The sequence below is a fragment of the Nocardia sp. NPDC058658 genome, from assembly GCF_042716665.1.
Classification (GTDB): Bacteria; Actinomycetota; Actinomycetes; order Mycobacteriales; family Mycobacteriaceae; genus Nocardia.
This window is the reverse complement of record NZ_JBHXRR010000016.1, coordinates 77,525-95,375: the sequence shown is the minus strand read 5'-3', so window position 1 is coordinate 95,375 and position 17,851 is coordinate 77,525. Positions and strand designations below refer to the sequence as shown.

Annotated in this window: 14 protein-coding genes and 1 pseudogene; 6 read left to right on the top strand and 9 right to left on the bottom strand. The window is 67.4% G+C overall.

The genetic code is table 11. The annotated features are described in order from the left end of the window. Nucleotides 1-106 precede the first annotated feature (106 nt). Nucleotides 107-1,645: an alanine/glycine:cation symporter family protein gene (locus ACFWUP_RS21515; protein ID WP_379236910.1), complete on the top strand. Its 1,539-nt coding sequence runs from the start codon at nt 107-109 to the stop codon at nt 1,643-1,645. 50 nt (nt 1,646-1,695) lie between these two features. Here ACFWUP_RS21515 and mtnC read toward each other — a convergent pair whose 3' ends face one another. The 4 genes from mtnC to ACFWUP_RS21495 form a co-directional block, all read right to left on the bottom strand. Then, on the bottom strand, nt 1,696-2,376 hold the full coding sequence (gene mtnC / locus ACFWUP_RS21510) for an acireductone synthase (RefSeq protein WP_379236908.1): 681 nt from the start codon (nt 2,374-2,376) through the stop codon (nt 1,696-1,698). After that, nucleotides 2,373-2,942: an acireductone dioxygenase gene (locus ACFWUP_RS21505; RefSeq protein ID WP_379236906.1), complete on the bottom strand. Its 570-nt coding sequence runs from the start codon at nt 2,940-2,942 to the stop codon at nt 2,373-2,375. Before ACFWUP_RS21505 ends, mtnC begins: the two co-directional genes overlap by 4 nt. Beyond that, nucleotides 2,939-4,897, bottom strand: a complete 1,959-nt coding sequence (gene mtnA, locus ACFWUP_RS21500; RefSeq protein WP_379236904.1) for an S-methyl-5-thioribose-1-phosphate isomerase — start codon at nt 4,895-4,897, stop codon at nt 2,939-2,941. The genes ACFWUP_RS21505 and mtnA overlap by 4 nt, the downstream gene beginning before the upstream one ends. A gap of 233 nt (nt 4,898-5,130) precedes the next feature. Next, nucleotides 5,131-7,536, bottom strand: coding sequence for an arylsulfatase (locus ACFWUP_RS21495; protein ID WP_379236902.1), 2,406 nt, complete (start codon nt 7,534-7,536; stop codon nt 5,131-5,133). Nucleotides 7,537-7,777: 241 nt separating this feature from the next. On the opposite strand from ACFWUP_RS21495, the gene ACFWUP_RS21490 reads away from it, so the two are divergent. The 5 genes and pseudogenes from ACFWUP_RS21490 (at nt 7,778) to ACFWUP_RS21470 (ending at nt 12,865) form a co-directional block, all read left to right on the top strand. After that, the gene (locus ACFWUP_RS21490) at nt 7,778-9,355 is read left to right on the top strand and encodes an ABC transporter substrate-binding protein (RefSeq protein WP_379236900.1); all 1,578 of its coding nucleotides are present in this window, start codon (nt 7,778-7,780) and stop codon (nt 9,353-9,355) included. After that, a complete protein-coding gene (locus ACFWUP_RS21485) occupies nt 9,352-10,311 on the top strand; it encodes an ABC transporter permease (protein WP_379236898.1) in 960 nt (319 codons plus the stop codon). Before ACFWUP_RS21490 ends, ACFWUP_RS21485 begins: the two co-directional genes overlap by 4 nt. Continuing rightward, entirely contained in the window at nt 10,308-11,153 is an 846-nt protein-coding gene (locus ACFWUP_RS21480; protein ID WP_379236896.1) for an ABC transporter permease, read from the top strand. Before ACFWUP_RS21485 ends, ACFWUP_RS21480 begins: the two co-directional genes overlap by 4 nt. Beyond that, nucleotides 11,150-11,923: pseudogene (locus tag ACFWUP_RS21475) on the top strand (ATP-binding cassette domain-containing protein); the annotation flags it as partial. The gene ACFWUP_RS21480 and the pseudogene ACFWUP_RS21475, both read left to right, overlap by 4 nt. Further along, nucleotides 11,918-12,865: an ABC transporter ATP-binding protein gene (locus ACFWUP_RS21470; RefSeq protein WP_379236988.1), complete on the top strand. Its 948-nt coding sequence runs from the start codon at nt 11,918-11,920 to the stop codon at nt 12,863-12,865. The pseudogene ACFWUP_RS21475 and the gene ACFWUP_RS21470, both read left to right, overlap by 6 nt. A 50-nt stretch (nt 12,866-12,915) precedes the next feature. On the opposite strand, the gene ACFWUP_RS21465 is transcribed toward ACFWUP_RS21470, so the two are convergent. From ACFWUP_RS21465 to ACFWUP_RS21445, 5 genes are all read right to left on the bottom strand, one after another. Then, nucleotides 12,916-13,077, bottom strand: coding sequence for a hypothetical protein (locus ACFWUP_RS21465; protein ID WP_379236894.1), 162 nt, complete (start codon nt 13,075-13,077; stop codon nt 12,916-12,918). A 209-nt stretch (nt 13,078-13,286) separates the two neighbouring features. Further along, nucleotides 13,287-14,360 (bottom strand): ATP-binding protein, encoded by a 1,074-nt coding sequence (locus ACFWUP_RS21460; protein WP_379236892.1) that lies wholly within the window; start codon nt 14,358-14,360, stop codon nt 13,287-13,289. Nucleotides 14,361-14,569: 209 nt separating this feature from the next. Continuing rightward, nucleotides 14,570-16,312 carry an NTP transferase domain-containing protein gene (locus ACFWUP_RS21455; RefSeq protein WP_379236890.1) on the bottom strand — a complete coding sequence of 581 codons (1,743 nt, stop codon included), beginning with the start codon at nt 16,310-16,312 and terminating at the stop codon, nt 14,570-14,572. 362 nt (nt 16,313-16,674) lie between these two features. After that, nucleotides 16,675-16,965 carry an MGMT family protein gene (locus ACFWUP_RS21450; protein ID WP_379236888.1) on the bottom strand — a complete coding sequence of 97 codons (291 nt, stop codon included), beginning with the start codon at nt 16,963-16,965 and terminating at the stop codon, nt 16,675-16,677. 4 nt (nt 16,966-16,969) lie between these two features. Further along, entirely contained in the window at nt 16,970-17,758 is a 789-nt protein-coding gene (locus tag ACFWUP_RS21445; protein WP_379236886.1) for an alpha/beta fold hydrolase, read from the bottom strand. Between the last annotated feature and the right edge of the window lie 93 nt (nt 17,759-17,851).

The following is a 17,851-nucleotide window of genomic DNA, read 5'->3' as shown; positions in this document are numbered from 1 at the left end:
GGAACAATAGTTTCGCTAACAAGAACGTAACCGGTTCAGTTACTCGCCCGTTACTGGACGTGCGATCATGTCTCCCGACCGCGACATCGTTAGGGAGCATAATCAAGTGTCCGAGTTCTTGGCCACGATCAACGAGTACATCTGGAGTGACTCGCTGATCTACCTGTGTCTGGCCGCAGGTTTGTACTTCTCGATCCGGACCAGGTTCGTGCAGATCCGGGAGATCCCGGAGATGATCCGACTGCTGGTGAAGGGCGAGAAATCCGCATCGGGTGTCTCCTCGTTCCAGGCGCTGGCGATGTCGCTGTCCGGGCGCATCGGAACCGGCAATATCGCCGGCGTCGCGACCGCGATCGCCTTCGGTGGCCCCGGCGCGCTGTTCTGGATGTGGGTCGTCGCGTTCCTCGGCGCCTCCACCTCCTACGTCGAGTGCACCCTCGGCCAGATCTACAAGACCCGCGACAAGCTCACCGGTGAGTACCGCGGCGGCCCCGCGTACTACTTCAGCACAGCGATGGCCCACACCAAGGCCGCACCACTGTTCAAGGTGTACGGCGTGCTCTTCGCCGCGGTGACCGTGCTGGCCTGTGGCCTGCTGATGCCGAGCGTGCAGGCCAACTCGATGACCGCGGCCATGCATCAGGCGTGGGGCATCTCGGAGTGGGCGCTGGCGGTCGGCACGGTGATCGTGCTCGCGTTCGTGATCATCGGCGGCGTCAAGCGCATCGCCGCGTTCGCGACGGTGGTCGTGCCGTTCATGGCGATCGGCTACATCCTGATCTCGCTGATCATCGTCTTCGTCAACGCCGACCAGATCCCCGAGATCCTGTCGCTGATCTTCCGCAGCGCGCTCGGCCTCGACTCCGCGTTCGGCGCGATCGTCGGCTCCGCGGTGATGTGGGGCGTCAAGCGCGGCGTCTACTCCAACGAGGCAGGCCAGGGCACCGGCCCGCACTCGGCCGCCGCCGCTGAGGTCTCCCACCCGGCCAAGCAGGGTCTCGTGCAGGCGTTCGCCGTGTACATCGACACCCTGTTCGTCTGCACCGCGACCGGCTTCCTGATCCTGTCGACCGGCGCCTACCGCGTCTTCGAAGGTGAGTCGGCCGACGGCGCCGTCCTGCACGACGACGGCGCATTGCCATCGGACATCGCCGTTGGCCCCGCTTACGCGCAGACCGCGGTTGACACCCTCTGGGGTGGTTTCGGCTCCACGTTCGTCGCGATCTCGCTGGCGTTCTTCTGCCTGACCACGATCATCGCCTACTACTACATGGCGGATACGAACGTTCGGTTCCTGCTCGGTGACAAGGCCGCCACGCCGGTTCCGTTCCTCCGCGGCACCATCGGCAGCAACACCACGCTGGTCCTGCAGGCGCTGATCCTGGTGTCGGTCGCGGCAGGCGCGGTGTCGACTGCGACCGACGCGTGGGCGCTGGGCGACATCGGTGTCGGGCTGATGGCCTGGCTCAACATCGTCGGCATCCTGATCATCCAGCAGCCGGCGTTCAAGGCGTTGCGTGATTTCGAGCGGCAGAAGAAGGCGGGCAAGGACCCGGTCTTCGACCCGAAGGAGCTCGATATCCCCAACGCCACGTTCTGGGAGACCTACGAGCCCGATCGTGACAAGGTGTCCGTCAGCTCCTGATCGTTCATTCGTCGAGGTCCCGGTCCGGTCGGATCGGGACCTCGACGTTTCTATGGATCTACTTCGGTGAACGAGCTCACCCAGCGGTGGGGCGGGCGTGGGGGATGGGGTTCGCCGGGGCGGTGGACACCGATCGCCTGCCAGCCCGCGGCTGTCGCGGCGTCGAGTTCGTCGGGGTGGTCGGAGAGGAACAGGATTTGTTCCGGTGCGGTGGCGATGCGGTCGGCGATGACGTCGTAGGACTCGGTGTCGCGTTTGGGGCCCGCGGTGACCAGGTCGAAGTGGTCGGTGATGAGGGGCGAGAGGTTGCCGGGGGTGGCGTAGGTGAACCAATCTCGTTGGTTGCGTTCGGATCCCGAGGAATAGATGTAGAGGTGAAAGCCTGCGGCATGCCAGGCATTCATGGCGGGGACCACGTCGTCGAAGAAGCGGCCGTGGAGTTCGCCCGCGCGGAAACCCTGGGCACAGATCGCGCCCTGAGCCGCCTTGAGGGGTTCGGCCTTCACATCGGAATGTAGCCAGCCCGTGAGGATTTCAGCGATCCTGGGCGTCTCGGCGGTCGGCTCACCGGCCAGTTCGCGGGTTGTTGCGATCACGGATTCCGCTGCACCGGAGGCATTGTCGGCCAACCACTGTGGCAGGTGTTTTTCGGTGTAGCCGTAGAGATCGGTGCGGACCGAGTCGGTGGGGCTGGTGGTGCCCTCGATGTCGAGGACGATCGCGCGGGTCATGCGAGCAGTTCGTCGAGGGTGGGGAAACCGGCGCTGATCTTGTCGCCGGTGAAGTCGCCGACCCAGCCGTCGGCCTCCTCGAAGAAGCGGATGGCGATGAAGTCGGGGGTGGCGCCCATGTCGAACCAGTGCAGGGTGCCCGCGGGGACCGAGAGCAGATCGCCCGCTTCGCAGACGGTGGCGAGGACGGCGTCGTCGACGTGCAGGTAGAAGCAGCCGCGACCGGCCGCGAAGAAGCGGACCTCGTCCTCGGCGTGGCGGTGCTCATCGAGGAACTTCGCGCGGGCGCCTGCGGCGATGGTGGGCCACTCCGGGTTGTCGGCGTCGGGGTGGATGCGCGCGACATCGATGTGCTCGTAGCGGCCCGAGGCGTTGAGTTCGGCGATCTGCGGGCCGTAGTGGGCGAGCAGGGTGTCGGAGTCGGTGGTGGTCGCGTCGGCCAGGGTGTCCCAGTGGGAGTAGGCGATGCCGTGTTTCGCCAGCTCGGCGCCGATCTCGGTGGGGTCGGTGGTGCGCACGCGCACGTCGGCGGCGTTGTCCGCGGCCATCACTTGCAGCAGGGTCATGTCGGTCCGATCTCGAGAGACGTGGCGTCGGTACGACCGGTGCGGGCGATCAACTCGCACAGGGCTTCCAGGCATTCGGCACGGTCACGCGCCTGGGCCAGAGTGTCACCCCAGGTGGTGATGCCGTGGCCGGTAATGAACAGAATCGGTGGGGCATCAGGGTTTTCGCGCAGGTAGGTCTCGATGTCGGTGCCGATGCGCCGGACCTCCGGCCAGTTCGGGAACACCGGGACCGCCACCGTCGACGGGTCGGGCAGGCCGAAGCCTTTCAGCAGCTCGAAACCGGTGATGGGCAATGTAACTACATGACCCCCGGGCTGTGCGGCGTTCGTGGTCGGGGCGCTGCTGGGCAATGTAACTACATGACCCCCGGGCTGTGCGGCGTTCGTGGTCGGGGCGCTGCTGGGCAATGTAGATACATGATCCCCGGGCTGTGCGGCGTTCGTGGTCGGGGCGCTGCTGGGCAATGTGGTGACGGCATCGCCGGGTTGCGCGGCGGTGGTGGCCAGGGCGGTGGCGAAGGGGGAGTGCACGTGGACGACGGCGCGGGCGGGTCGTGTGCGGTAGACGGCGGTGTGAATGCTGGTCTCCGCGGACGGTTTCCGGCTCTGGCCCGGTCGCGCGACGGTGTCGGCGATCGCGACGAGGACCGTATCGTGTTCGCTCAGTTCGCCTTTGGACAAACCGCTGGCGGTGATCAGCGCATCGTCGTCCTGCGCGGGTTCGGTCGACGCGATCCGCACCGAGATATTGCCCGCCGTGCCCGGCATCCACCCCCGCTCATAGAGCTGGCGTGCGGTCGCGGCGATAGCCAGACCTTGTTCGGCACGATCCTGAGCGAGGGGCCCGGGAGTATTTTCGGTGTACGCGGTGTCGGAATTCGCCCTGCCCTGCGCATTGAAAGCATCCGAATTGCGGTAGACCACACCGTTTTCCGTGACGACTGCGGTGACCAGATCGGTGGGAGTCACGTCGAAGGCCGGGTTGAACACCGCGGTGCCGAGAGGAGCGGTATCGACTCCGCCGAATCCGGTGACCTCGACGCCGGCCCGCTGTTCGACCACGATCTCGGCGCCGGACGCCATCGTGGTGTCGCGGGTCGATTCCGGGGCGACCACGACGAACGGGATGCCGTGGTGGCGGGCGGCCAGTGCGAGAGCGAAGGTGCCGATCTTGTTGGCGACGTCGCCGTTGGCGGTGATCCGGTCCGCGCCGACCAGAACCGCGTCCACCTGACCGGTCGCCATCGCCCAGGCGGCGGCGGAATCGATGGTGAGCCGGTGCGGGATGCCTGCCTCGGCCAGTTCCCATGCGGTGAGTCGGGCGCCCTGCAACAGCGGGCGGGTCTCGTCGACCAGCACGTCCGCGACGGCACCGCGATCGTGCAGTACCCGGATCGCGCCGATCGCGGTGCCGACCGCGCTGGTGGCGAGGCGGCCGGTGTTGCAATGGGTGAGCAGGCGCAGCGGGCGGTCGCCGCACAGCCGTTGCACCAGGTCGGCGGCGTGGGTGGCGGCGGCGAGGTTGACTCGGCCGTCCTCGGCGAGCATGTCCAGGGTCTCGGCCAGCACCGCGTCGGCACCCTCGGCGATCCGGCCACGAACCCGATCGACCGCCCACGCCAGGTTGACCGCCGTCGGCCGTGCCGCGGCGATCCGATCAGCCTCCGCCTGCACTGCGGCCACATCGACCACGCCACCAGTTCCGCCCGCACTGTCGAGCTGGTCGGCGACGATGCCGCCGCTGACTCCGAGCGTGTGTGCCCTGGTCGCGATGACCACGCCGAACGCACCCGCGATCCCGATGGCCGGGGCGCCGCGGATGGCGAGGCTGGTGATCGCGTCGATGATCTCTTCGACGGAGCGCAGCCGCAGTTCCCGCACCTCGTGCGGCAGTCCGCGCTGGTCGATGGTGACGAGCGCACCGTCGTCCCAGGTCAGGGAACTGTCGTCCATCGGGGTGGGTCCTGTCTGCGTGGTAGATCCGGCCGGTAAACGGTATCCGACCTGGTCGTGGCGCCGTGCCGGGGGCTGTGCTGAGCACACACTGTTCGCGAGACGAGACGATGTGCGCGAGTTGCGTGACAACCGGCGTAATCGCGCAATTCGCGTGTTTTCAATCAGTTTTCTGACCGAAAGTCGTGCGTTTGCGTGATTACGCCGGTCGATGGCGGCCACCTCGTCGTCCGTTACTCCGCCGCGTACTCGGCCTCCCGTTCCACAGCGTCGATCGTGCGCTGCGGAACCTGGATCGGGCCGGGCGTGTAGGTGATCGCCCGCAACGCACCCGTGTAGCGGAACGGCCCGCGGCGCTCGCGCAGGTCCCACGAGACCGGCCCGCGCGCGTCGATGCCCACCGAGATCCCGGTCCACGGCGCCATGCCGACGAGCTGCACCTGGTCGGTGAGTTCGGCCAGCGCGGTGCCGTCGACTTCGACGGTGAAGTCCCAGCGCAGGTGTGGACGGACCACAGCGCGCACCGTGACCTCCCGCGTTCCGATCGGCAGCGGCACTCCCACCGAGGCGTATCGGCCGTAACTGTTCACGCCGAGCACCAGTTCGCCGTCTTCGATGTAGAGCAGGTATCCGCCGAGCGGATCACCGTGGGCTACGAGCACGCCTTGGTCGCCGAGTTGATAGCCGCGTCCATCCGCGTGGCCGGTCCCTTCCGCGGCAACTGGGGCCGCGGTGAGCGGTGACGGCGCCACCCGACCGGTGTCGGGGGATGGCCGGGTGCCGGTGAGGTCAGCGGTGATGGTGAAGTCGCGGTAGGCGATGAGTCGTTGGGAGCGGTAACGCTCCAAGGTCGGGGTGCCGGGTAGCAGCCGGACAGGGGCGGCGAAGCGCGCTTCCTCCGGGCGGCGGCGGAACAGGTCGGCGCGAGTGAGCAGCGGGAAAACGGTATTGGCCCAGGCCGATTCGTCCCAGGCGGCGGCGAGCTCGGCGGCCTTTTCCGGGTATTGCGCCGAAAGGTCGTGGAGCTCTGTGGGATCGGCGCGCACGTCGAACAGCTGCCAGTTCGGTGCGTCGAGGTCTTCGCCGTCTTCGTGCAGTGACAGCAGTTTCCAGCCGTCACGGTAGAAGCCGCGGTGGCCCGTCATCTCCGAGTACTGCTCGGTGTGCAGGGTCGGCGCGGCAGGATCGCGCAGCAGATGGGCCGCCGAGACACCGTCGAAGTCCTTGGCGGGCAGACCATTACGCACGGTCGGGCGTGCCAGCCCCGCGAGCTCGAGCAATGTGGGCGCGAGATCGGTGACGTAGGCGTATTCGTGCCGGATACCGGCGTCGGACTCGGTGCGCGGCAACCCCTTCGGCCACGACACGACCAGCGGCACCCGGACACCACCGGCGAAGGTCTGCCCCTTGTAGAACCGGAACGGCGTGTTGGAGGCCTGGCCCCAACCGCGCGGGTAGTGCACGCCCAGCTTCGCGGTGCCGATCAGGTCCTCGTCGTGCGGCACATCACTCACCCAGTCGGGATCGTCGACGTGCGGGAACTCGGCGAAATAGGTGCGGGTGCCCTCCGGTCCGCCCTCGGCGGTGCCGCCGTTGTCGGAGGTGAACACGATGATGGTGTTGTCGAGTTCGCCGAGGTCCTCGAGCAGATCGACGATGCGGCCCAGGCTCTGGTCGATGCTGTCGACCATGCCCGCGTACACCTCCATGTACTTGGCGTAGCGCCGCTGTTCGTCGGCTGACAGCGAATCCCATTCCGCCGCTTCGTAACCCGGCTCGGTATTGCGCGGCTTCTGCTCGGTCCCCGGCGGGAACAACCCCTGGGCCAGCTGCTCGGCGAAGCGTCGCCTGCGCAGTTCGTCCCAGCCCTCGGCGTAACGACCGCGATACTTGGCCTGGTCCTCGGCCTTGGCCTGCAACGGCCCGTGCATCGCGACGTGCGCGAAGTACAGGAAGAACGGCTTCTCCGCGTCGTGCGCGCGCAGGTCCTTGATGTAGGACAGCGCCTTGTCGGTGAGATCGTCGGTGAGGTAGTAGCCCTCGGGGTATTCCTCGACATCGACCACCGAGCTGTCCGACACCAGCTGATTGGGGTAGTAGAAGGAGTTCAGCCCCTCCAAAGACCCGTAGTAGCGGTCGAATCCACGCTGCGTCGGCCAGGAGTCCCGATGCGCCGACGGGTTCATCGTGGCATCGCGCACCAGATGCCATTTTCCCACCGCATAGGTGGCATATCCGTTGTCGCGCAGGATCTCCGGGAGTGTGAGCACATCGTCGGCCAGCTCGAGGCGCAGGCCGGGATAGCCTGGATCGGCATTGGCGACGAAGCCGAAACCCGCACGGTGGGAATTGATTCCGGTCAGCAGTGCCGCGCGCGAGGGCGAGCACAGCGGTGTCGTGTGGTAGTTCGACAGTCGAACGCCCTGAGCCGCGAGGCGATCCAGGGTCGGGGTCTCGATCTCCGAACCGAACGGGCCGATATCGCTGTAACCCATGTCGTCGACGAGCACGACGACGATATTGGGCGCACCGGCGGGCGCGGTGGGCGGATAGGTCCAATCTGGGGTCGAACCCGCTGACGTGCGAGCGGCCGAGCCGCCGAAGGATTCGTAACCGCGAGCATGGGGTGGAACAGGCATTCCCGCAGTAAAGACGACATATTCGCTGGTCACCAGGGTTAAGTGCACGGTGCGTCGAATCGGTGACCGGTGCGCCGCAACTTGTTAGCGTCACTGCCATGCTCACGAATCAGCCCCGCTGCTGTTCGTGTCGCGTCCTGCGCGGCTGACGAACTCCTGCGCCCGATGTGTTCCCCTTCCTGCGGTGCTGTGCACCCTCCTCGGCCCAGTGCGGGCCGATGCGTCCTCGAGGATCTTCACGATGAGCTCTACCCCAGGCGGCTTCGACCGTCGTAACTTCCTGCGCACCAGCGGTATCGCCGCGGCGGCCATCTTCGGCGGTGCGGCGCTGGCCGCCTGCACCTCGGCGGTCTCGGAACAGAAGGCGGGCGGCGACGACGCGACACCGGTGCGCGGCGGCACACTGAAGGTCGGCATCCGCGAGGATCTGGTCCCGGCGAACCTGCTCACCAACACCGCCGCGACCCCGGTCGTGATCGGCCTGGTCTACGAGTCGCTGATCCGCTACCCCAACGACAGCCTGGAACCGCAACCGCTGCTGGCGAAGTCGTGGCAGCTCGCCGCCGACGGCCGATCACTGAGCCTCGACCTGCGCGACGACGTGAAGTTCCATTCCGGCCGCCTCTTCACCGCCAAGGACGTGGAGTTCTCGCTGCGCACCTACGCCGACGCCAAATGGTCGGCGCAGCTGCGGAGTACGGCGGCCGCGGTCACCGGGTTCGACATCGTCTCCCCGACGCGGATCGTGCTGCAGCTGGCCCACCCGCTGAACAACATCTACGACCTGCTCGACACCGTCCCGATCCTGGACAGCGAAACCGCCGACAAGCTCGGCACCGGCGACACCTACATCGGCACAGGACCGTTCAAATATGTTCAGCGCGTCCCGAATTCACAGTTGATCTTCGAGAAGAACCCGAACTACTGGGTCCCTGAGCGCCCCTACCTGGACCGGGTCGAGGTCTCGATCATCCCGGACACGAACGCACTGCTCAACGCGTTGAAGTCCGGACAGATCGCCGCGGCGCGCGAGCTCACCTTCCGCGATGCCGAAAACCTCGGCAAGAGTGGTGGTTTCACCGTGCACAATCTCGACGGAGCCGAGCTGCAATCCTATGTCGGCGTCAACGTCACCGAGCCCTCGCTGGCCGACGTGCGGGTCCGGCAGGCGATCGCCTACTCCCTCGACCGTGAACGCATCATCGACGAGGTGTACCGCGGCGCGGGGTACCCGCTGAACGTACCGTGGCCGAAGACCTCGCCTGCCTTCGACGAATCCCGCAACACCAAATACACCCGTGACATCGCCAAGGCGAAGCAGCTGCTCGGCCAGGTCGCCAAGCCGCCGAAGCTGCCGCTGACCTTCGCTCCCGGCTTCGGCGAGGTCGCCCAGATCGTGCAGGCCAACCTCGCGGACGCGGGCATCGAGGTCGAACTCGACCCGGTCGACGCCGCCACCTTCGTCAAACAGCTCACCGGCCAGCAGTTCCGTGGGCTGTGGGTCACCGACCACTCCTGGGCGCAGTTCGTCCCGTCGACACTGACCGTGAGCGCCTACCCGTTCAACGCCCGCCGCAACGCCTCGCGCTACGAATCGACCGCCTACACCGCTGCCGCCGACACCGCTTGGCGGCTGCCGCAAGGCACCGGACCCGAGGCGGTGCGTGCGTACCAGGCCGTCACCGACCAGCTCCTCGACGGTCTGTTCCTGATCGAGATCGGCGTGCGTTTCCAGCAGTACACCACCGTCGACAAGGTGCACGATTTCGCCTGGACCAAGCGGCGCGAACCCGTACTCACCGACACCTTCCTGTCATGACGCGCTATCTGCTGCACCGTCTGCCTTCGGCCCTGCTGGTGCTGTTCGGCGCGTCGGTGCTGATCTTCCTGGTGCTGCGCCTTGTCCCCGGCGACCCCGCCACGACGCTGGCGGGCAACGACGCGACACCGCAGTCCATCGAGGTGATCCGCCACCAGCTCGGTCTCGACCGGTCGATCCCGGTGCAGTATCTGCACTGGCTCGGCGACCTGTTCACCCTCGACCTCGGCCGCTCCTACATCATCGGCGGCGAGATCACCGACCTGGTCGGGCGCGGGCTCACCAACACCCTGGTGCTCACCGTGACCGCGATGTTGCTGGCCGTGCTGGTGAGTCTGGCGGTATCGGTGGCATCGGTGCTGTGGCCCAGCCGCTGGTTGAACATCGTTGTCTCGGGCGCGAATACGGTTGCGACCGCCTTGCCGACCTTCGTGGTCGGGCCGCTGCTGGTGCTGGTGTTCGCGGTGGTGATTCCGGTGCTGCCCGCCGGTGGCGTGCCGCCGGACGGATTCATCGCGCGCCCCGACATCGCGGTGCAGTACCTGCTGCTGCCCGCGATCTGCCTTGCTCTGCCGATGTCGGCCGCGCTCACCCGCTTCCTCACCGAGGCGTTGCGAACCGAACTCGCGAAACAGTATGTGCTGACGGCGCGTTCGCTCGGCATCTCCCATCGCGAGATCGTCACCCGTGGTGCGCTGCGCAACGCGTTGCCGACCATGCTCACCGTGCTCGGCTTGCAGACCGGGCACCTGCTCGGCGGCGCGCTGCTGGTGGAGGCGACGTTCGTGTGGCCCGGGATCGGTCTGCTCATCGAGCAGGGGATCGGCCGACGCGACTACCCGCTGGTCCAGGTGCTGCTGCTGTTGTCGGTGACAGTGTTCGTGGTGATCCAGCTGATCACCGACATCGCTCACGCGTGGCTCGACCCGCGGATCCGCATCGGAGGACGGGCATGACGGATACCGAAACATCCGTGGCCGTGCGTGATTCGCCGCTACGTGCACTGCGGGGTGGGCAGGGGCTGGTTGGCGCGCTGCTCATTGTGGTGGTAACGCTGGCCGGCCTGTTCGCGACGGTGCTCAGCTCGTACGACCCGCTCACCCAGGTCCCCGGCGCGAATCTGGTGGGCCCGAGCGCGCAACACTGGCTCGGAACCGACCACCTCAACCGCGACGTCGCCGCGCGCGTGCTGGCAGGCATCCGCATCGACCTGTTGATCGCGTTCCTCGCGGTGCCGGTGGGTGCGGTGATCGGCGCGCTCGTCGGGCTGGCCGCCACCGTGCACCCGGTCGCGGACGTGACCGTACAACGGCTCTTCGACCTGATCCTGGCGTTCCCGACCCTGATCTTCGGAATCGCACTCGCCGCGATCACCGGGCCCGGGTGGCACGCGGTGGTCATCGTGATCATCGCCGCCGAGATCCCGATCTTCGGACGTCAGATCCGTACCGCCGTGCTGGCCGTGCGCGAACAACCGTTCGTGGAAGCCTCGGAAGTGATCGGGGCCGACACCTGGTGGACACTGCGAAAGCATGTGCTGCCCAACGTGCTCGAACCGCTGGCTGTGCAGTTCGCGCTGTCGCTGTCGATGGCGGTGATCATCGAAGGCGCGATGAGCTTCATCGGGATCGGCGTGCTCCCGCCGCAACCATCGCTGGGTGGGCTGATCGCAGCCTCGATCAGCAACCTCGATGCCAACCCGTGGATGGCGATCGGGCCGCTGGTGGTGGTGGCGGCGTTGACCCTCGGATTCCTGTTGATCGCCCAGGCTTTGGGCCGGGCAAGGAGACTGGCATGAGTACACAGAACGATCCCGTGCTCGACATCGACGAATTGACAGTGCGATTCGGGGAGAAGTCCGTCGTCGACGGGGTGAGCTTGCGGGTGCACCGGGGCGAAGTCGTCGCTCTGGTCGGTGAATCAGGGTCGGGGAAATCGCTCACCGCACGATCGGTGCTCGGGCTGCTGCCGGAAACCGCGCGGGCGGCTGGATCGATCCGGCTCGCGGGTACGCAGGTCGTCGGTGCCGAGGAATCCGTGCTGCGGGATCTGCGCGGAACCAAGGCGGCCATGGTCTTTCAGGAGCCACAGACCGCGCTGAACCCGGTGCAGAAGATCGGCACCCAGATCGCCCAGGCCCTGCGCGCACACGGCGTGACCGACAAGAACGCAGCTCGGGCGCGTGCGGTGGAACTGCTTGCCGCCGTGGATATTCCGGAGCCGGAGAAGCGCCTGGACTGGTATCCGCACCAACTCTCCGGCGGGCAGAAGCAGCGGGTGGTGATCGCGCTGGCACTGTCCGGCGAACCCGACCTGCTCATCGCCGACGAACCGACCACCGCCCTCGACGTCACCGTGCAGGCCGAGATCCTCGACCTGCTGCGCTCCCTGCAACGTCAGCGTGGCACGGCGATCCTGTTCATCACCCACAACCTCGGGGTGGTCGCGGAGATCGCGGACCGGGTCGTGGTGATGCGCGAAGGCCGGGTGGTCGAAGAACAGGCGGTGTTCGGGTTGTTCGCCGAACCCGCGGCGGAATACACCCGCACGCTGCTCACGGCGGTGCCGCGGTTGCCCGCGGTGTCGTCGCGAGGCGGAGATCGTGAACCTGTCGCAGTCGGGCGTGAGCCGGTCGTCGTCGTCGAAAAGGGTGGCGCGCGAGAGGAATCCGGCTACGTCGATGTGCTGCGGATCGATGATCTTTCGGTGGTGTATCCGGGACGACATGGCGGTGCGGCGTTCCCCGCGCTGCGCGATATCTCGCTCACCCTCGGTCCGCGCGAAGTCCTCGGGATCGTCGGTGAATCAGGCTCGGGCAAGAGCACGCTCGGCCGCACCGCACTCGGACTCGTGCCCGCGACCGCGGGACGTGTCGAGCTGCAGGGTGTTGCGCTGGCGGGGATATCGCGACGCGAGCTGCGTGGACTGCGCAAGCACGTCGCGCTCGTGCATCAGGACGTGAGCGCTTCACTCGATCCACGGCGCACCATCGCCGACGCGATCAGCGAACCGCTACAGGTGCATCGGGCCGCGTCGGGCACGCTGTTGCGGGCCAAGGTCGCGAACCTGCTCGAATCGGTGCGGCTGCCAAGGGATTACGCGCAGCGCAGGCCGGGAGAGCTGTCCGGCGGGCAGCGTCAGCGGGTGGCGCTGGCTCGTGCGCTGGCCTTGGCACCGCGACTGCTGGTGGCCGACGAGCCGACCAGTGCGCTCGATGTGTCCGTGCAGGCCCAGGTGCTCGACCTGTTCGCCGACCTGCGCGCCGAATACGGCTTCGCCAGTCTGTTCATCAGTCACGATCTGGCCGTGGTGCACCAGGTCGCCGACCGGGTTGTGGTGCTGCGGCAGGGCCGGATCGTCGAAACCGGCGAGGTGCGCGCGGTATTCGCCGCACCGGCTCAGGAGTACACCCGCCGCCTGCTCGACGCGGTGCCCGTTCCCGATCCGTCGACGGCGCGGCGTGGGCGGGCCGAATCCTCGGCAGCCGCGCTACAGAGCGTCGGGGCCTGACGTGGACGAGCCGCCGGTACGAATACCGGCGGCTCGTCGACACACGTAATTCAGTGATGGCCGGGGCGGCGCTGCTGATCCCGCCGATCGTCCTGGCCTGCTCGCGTCATGCCTTGCGAGTCCTGCTGCCCCTGCTCCTGCCGCTGCTCCTGCTGCTGGCGCGGCATCTGCTTGGGCATCTTCTTCGGCGCTTTCCGAGACTTGTCAGCCATCTCCACACGGTCCTTTCCGAGGGATAAAGGATAAAGCCTTTCAACGCACTGTCCGACGCAATCCACCTCGCGTGCGGGGCGTCCCACGCCTGACCCGACCAACAATAAGCACCATTACGCCCCAGCGGTAGACCTGCACCAGAAATAGGGTCTCGACCAGCGTGAATGCGGCGTGTCAATTCTGTTCTCGAGCGCTCGAAAAACAATTGTCAACGTCGCCAGGCGGCGACCAATTCCTCAGGTCCCCACCAGGCTGAGACCGGGGCATCGGTGGTTGTTCCGGCGCGGGAAACCGCGACCAAGGGGGTATTCGGATCGGTGCCCGGGACGGCGAGCAGACAACGGCTGAGGGCGTCGTAGTCGTGTCGATCGAAGGGGTGATCGTCGAGCCATTTGATCGAGCCGACGAACTGGATGGACTTCGCGACGGGAGACCTGTCGGCGCCGATCAGATCTACTTCCGGATTATTGGCACGATTCCACCAACCACCGATTTCCTCTGTATCGGGCCAATTTTCGTCGGGAAGAAGGCGGAGCAAGGAAGCGCGGATAAGAGGTTCTACGGCGCGGCCTCGCCAAGACGTCCAGGATCGCTCGATGCGTGACAGGGCAATATCGCCGCGGCCGCGTTCTACGAGAGGTATGCCACGTTCGAGGAACGCCAGCCAGAATCGTAAGTAGGAGTCGGTGATTCGGTAGCGCTTGTTCTTGGTGTCGGCGACGGTGGAAAGTGGGCGATCCGCGGCCACAATTCGCTTGTCCTGCAAAGTTTTCAGAAGGGGATTGAGGGTTCCGGCCGCGAGGTCACCCTGTGAGCCCGCTTGGGCGGCAATGGTGCCGAATGTTCGTTCGCCACTGCCGATCGCTTGCAGGACAGCGCGTGAACGCGTGCCTTCGGGGAATTCGCCGAGTAGGGACAGTTCGCCGGCCACCAACAAAGGCGACAGCGGGTCGGTGGTGGATTCGCGCAGGAAATCCAGCCGGTCCATGCCGGGTCGCCACGCGGTGAGGATCTGGGGGAATCCGCCGGTGATGAGGCGGGCGTCGATGGCCGCGGCCGCGTCGAGACCGGTCATCGCCTGCACATCGGCGACGTCGAGTGGGTCGATCGTCATCTTGGTCGCACGGCCGAAGAAGGGGCGGTCGCAGGCGCCCAGCGCTTCCATGACCGAGATATCGCTACCGACCAGAATCAACAAGACGGGCTTGCCGGACAGATCGCGATCCCACACCGTCTGCAACGCGCCTTCGAACTCGCCGTCCTGCTCGACGAGCCAGGGCACCTCATCGATGACGGCGACCGTCGGGCGGTCGTCCGGTGTGGCGACCGCGAGCGCCCGCAGCGCTTGGTTCCAGTCGGTTGCCGATAGTCCGCGGAGCAGATCGGCGCCGGGGGAGCCGATGCGGCTCGCGGCCTCGATGAAGTCGGCGCGCTCGGCAGTGGGATTTCGTAACTAAGAGTGAATCTTACTGAGATGTCATCTTAGTTTATCTAACAGGGGAGCGGGAGGAATTCGACGGTTGATCCGTTGGGGGCGTTCGGGGGGACTATTACCAGGCCGTCTCGGTCGATGAGGCCGGCCAGGTGGGCGGTGCGGACTGTGGGGTCGCCGAGCCAGCCGCCGGTGGGGGTGTGGCGGGCGGGGGTGATGCGGGGGGCGGGGGCGGTGATTTCGGCGGCGTTGTGGAGGGGGCCGAGGATTTTTCGGGGGAGGGGGGAGGCGGTGCGGGCGGCGACGATGGTGGGGGTGAGGGCCAGTAGGACGGCGATGGCGGCGAAGGGGTTGCCGGGTAGGCCCAGAACTGTTGGGCCGGTGGGGAGTTCGGCGACGATGGTGGAACCGCCGGGGCGCAGGGCGAGTCGGGGGACGAGGGTGCGGGCCTCGGCTCGGGCCAGGGCGGTGCGGAGTTGGTCGGCCGCGCCGCCGCCGGTGGCGCCGACCACGACGAGGAGGTCGAAATCGGCGGTGTCGGTGAGCATGTCGTCGAAGCTGTGGGCGGTGTCGCGCAGGTGGACTCGGTCGATGACGCGAACGCCGCAGCCTGCCAGCAGATCTGGGAGGACGGGGCCGATCGAGTCGCGGGTCTGGCCGGTTTGGAGGGGGCCGGTGCTGCGAATTTCGTCGCCGGTCATGACAATTCGCGCGCGGACCGGGCCGCGCACTGTGCCGGTGGTGACCTCGACCGACGCGGCGGCTGAGCGGAGGGCAGCGGTGACTCGGGTGCCCGCAGGGGCTACCAGATCGCCGATGTTCCTGTCCTCGCCGCTCTTTCGGACATCGCCGCGGATCGGGGTGTCGGGCAGGCGAGTGAGTTCGTCGGCGGTGAGGGTGGCGAACTCGTCGCGCAGGACCGAGGTGGTGCCGTCTGGGAGGTGGGCGCCGGTGGCGATGCGCACCGCTTCGCCGGGGCGCAGACCTTCGGGCCTCGCGCCGCCGGCGAATCCGACGTCGCGACGCAGCTGCCATGGGCCGTCACCGCTGACGGCGTAACCGTCCATGGCGGAGACGTCGAAGCGCGGGAGCGGGCCCGCGGCTGTGATCGGTGCGGCTAGTGCGGCGCCGGGGACTTCGCTCAGCGCGGCCTCGTAGGCGACCAGGGGAGTGAGACCGGAGCCGAGGCGTGCGCGCGCTTCGTCGAGGTCGAGGCGGGCCGACGCGCGGTCGGTGGCCAGGGATTCGCGGGCGCGGCGGACTTCTTCCTCGGTGTCGCAGTCGGCGATGTCCGGTAGCTCGACCAGGGTGGTTTCGGTGGGCACGATGGCCTTCATCGGCTGATTCACCAATGAATCCAGTCCGGCCAATGCTGCCACCAGCGCACTGCGCCGCCACACTCCGACGAGATACTGGGGGCGGCCGGAATCGTCGATCGCGAAGACAGCGTCGGCGGTGGATTCAGCTGCGCGGGAGAGCAATTGACGCACGGTGTCGTCGGTGAGGAAAGGCATGTCGGCCGCGAGCACGACCACGAAGGGCGCGGTGGAGGTGAGTGCGGCGAGGCCGGTGCCGATCGCGGCGACCGGGCCCGAACCCGGCGGGACCTCACGAACCTGCCCGAACCGGGCATCGAGTTCGGGGCGCTGCGGCCCCACCACGACGACCTCGGCGCACTCGCGCACCGAAGCCAGCGCGGCGTCGAGCATCGACCGCCCACCGATCACGATCGCCGGTTTGTCGACCCCGCCCATCCGACTGGCTCGCCCACCCGCGAGCACAATGGCATCGGCGGCGGTCATCGGCTGATCCTGGATCGGGTACGCGGCACGAACGCCATGCTAGTAGGCCTCTTCACCGATACTGGAGCGCCCGCGCGGGCGAACTGTCGTGCGTTGCGACCGTGCGCAACTCGGCCGACGGCGCGGGCGGTTGCGAACCCGGCGCAACTCGAAGGCCGCCACAGCCGAAACAGGACTGGCCAATCGCGCATCGCATCCTTGTCGGGTATCGGCCTCGGTCCCCGCCGGAATACGTGGCGCGCGAATCCGATTCGCCACCCGCACCGCGCTCGACGAGGTTCCCGACAGCACCGCGTTCGATGCGCATCGGCGGCGCATCCGGTTCATCGATCGAACGGCGGCTGTCGAGACTTGCGGCGAGGTCAGAGCCTGGCCGCCCGAAGGTCGACCCGGCCGTCGACGATCGGCACACCTTCCTCGCCGAGCAGCCGGAGCTGACGAGCCGCCAGGTGCGCGGCGGGGCGACCGGACGCGCCGATGACGCGGTGCCAGGGGAGATCGGCGGTGTCGGTGCGCATGATCCAGCCGACCGTGCGAGGCGAGGACAGCCCGGCCGCGGCGGCGATATCGCCGTAGGTCGACACCCGGCCCGGCGGAATCGCGGCGACGAGTTCGCGGACCTTCTCCACCTGTTCCTCGGTCGTGACGGCCATCGGGCTACAGGACCGCGGCGATCAGCGCGGCCGTCTCGGCGGGGCGGGCCTGGGCGACCATGTGGTCGCAGTCCCAGACCTCGACGGTGAGGTGATCGAGGTGGTCGGTGAGGGCAGCCAGGAACTCCTCGGTGACGTAGGGCGGCTGCACTTTGGCGGCGCGGACCAGGACGGTCGGCAGGTCGGCGGGCGGCAGTACGAACGGGCGTGCCAGCTGACCCCAGTAGGAGGTGATCGCGGGCTGGAAGATGCGCCAGCCGACCCGTCCGCCTTCGGTGGGCACCAGGTGCTCGGCCAGCTCCCGTTCCAGGATCTCGGAGTCGACCTCGTCGGGTCCCCACGCACTGACCTGCTTGTCGGAGCGGGCTTCGGCCAGGTCGGTGTAATCGGGGGAGGTCAGATTGGCGGCGGCGACCTGTTCGATCAGCTTCGCATCGATGCCGATAGCCGGATCGAGCAGAACGAGCGCGCGGACGAGGTCGGGATGGGTTCGTGCCAGATGGATCGCGGTGGCGCCACCGAAGGAGTGGCCGACCACGACGACCGGGCCGTCGGTCTCGGCGTGCAGCAACGCCGCGAGATCGGCGACGATCGTCTCGAAATCCCACGGCGGCAGCGAGGTGGAGCGGCCGTGTCCGCGCAGGTCGGGGGCGATCACGCGGGCCTGGGGCAGGTGCTCGGTGGCGAGGGTTTCCCACCGGTTGCCGTGGCCGGTGAGGCCGTGCAGGGCGAGGACGACCGGGCCGTCGGCGGGACCGAAACGTTGCACATGTAGCGAGGACACGACTGCCATTCTGGCCGGTCGCGCACGGTCTCGCAGCGTGTCCCCCCGGCAGGGGTGCGCGGGTGTGTCGGACTGGTCTGTTGCAATAGCCGATGTGGTGCG

Bases quoted from the DNA above. Each gene is read 5' to 3' on its own strand.
- mtnC (WP_379236908.1), bottom strand. From the start codon at position 2,376: ATGACCCGCGCGATCGTCCTCGACATCGAGGGCACCACCAGCCCCACC.
- ACFWUP_RS21505 (WP_379236906.1), bottom strand. From the start codon at position 2,942: ATGACCCTGCTGCAAGTGATGGCCGCGGACAACGCCGCCGACGTGCGC.
- mtnA (WP_379236904.1), bottom strand. From the start codon at position 4,897: ATGGACGACAGTTCCCTGACCTGGGACGACGGTGCGCTCGTCACCATC.
- ACFWUP_RS21495 (WP_379236902.1), bottom strand. From the start codon at position 7,536: ATGCCTGTTCCACCCCATGCTCGCGGTTACGAATCCTTCGGCGGCTCG.
- ACFWUP_RS21490 (WP_379236900.1), top strand. From the start codon at position 7,778: ATGAGCTCTACCCCAGGCGGCTTCGACCGTCGTAACTTCCTGCGCACC.
- ACFWUP_RS21485 (WP_379236898.1), top strand. From the start codon at position 9,352: ATGACGCGCTATCTGCTGCACCGTCTGCCTTCGGCCCTGCTGGTGCTG.
- ACFWUP_RS21480 (WP_379236896.1), top strand. From the start codon at position 10,308: ATGACGGATACCGAAACATCCGTGGCCGTGCGTGATTCGCCGCTACGT.
- ACFWUP_RS21465 (WP_379236894.1), bottom strand. From the start codon at position 13,077: ATGGCTGACAAGTCTCGGAAAGCGCCGAAGAAGATGCCCAAGCAGATG.
- ACFWUP_RS21455 (WP_379236890.1), bottom strand. From the start codon at position 16,312: ATGACCGCCGCCGATGCCATTGTGCTCGCGGGTGGGCGAGCCAGTCGG.
- ACFWUP_RS21450 (WP_379236888.1), bottom strand. From the start codon at position 16,965: ATGGCCGTCACGACCGAGGAACAGGTGGAGAAGGTCCGCGAACTCGTC.
- ACFWUP_RS21445 (WP_379236886.1), bottom strand. From the start codon at position 17,758: ATGGCAGTCGTGTCCTCGCTACATGTGCAACGTTTCGGTCCCGCCGAC.